The 430-nt window shown below is 67.4% G+C and carries 1 protein-coding gene; it reads right to left on the bottom strand.

The features are described 5' to 3' along the window. Positions 1-430: hypothetical protein (locus tag EN804_RS34740; protein WP_210237381.1), on the bottom strand; the 430-nt coding region annotated here is incomplete at both ends.

The raw sequence follows: 430 nt of genomic DNA, 5'->3' as shown, positions 1-430 counted from the left end.
CTGCAGCTGGTGGTCGAACATCAGCGATTCCATCACCGACAACTGGCGGCCTGAAGCAGCGAAGCGCTGCTCCAGCACCTGTAAGTCGGCGTTGACGTCCTTGACCGGGATGTCGCTGGTCGGGCCGCCGGCGTCGCCATCACCGAGGCCGGGGGTCTCGTTGAAGTCGAACTCGCCATCTTCCAGCTTGCCCATCTGGGTCAGCCGTTCGCCAAGGGCGTTCAGGCGGGTGGCCTGCGCCTGCAGCTCGCCGAGGCGGGCGGCCAGCGCGTTGACCTGGGTCTGCGCATCGCGCTTGACCTTGGCCAGCTCCGCATCCTGGCGCTCGACCTTGGCCTGCAGGCGCGAATCATTCAGCTCACTGGCGCCAATGCCGCCGGCAAGGCCGATAATGCAGCCTACCCCGAGCACGCTGCCCAGCAGGGCGCGG

Source organism: Mesorhizobium sp. M8A.F.Ca.ET.161.01.1.1 (assembly GCF_004792105.1).
Taxonomy (GTDB): Bacteria; Pseudomonadota; Alphaproteobacteria; order Rhizobiales; family Rhizobiaceae; genus Mesorhizobium.
Note: the sequence above shows the minus strand (reverse complement) of the source record. Positions and strands in the feature narration are given on the sequence as shown.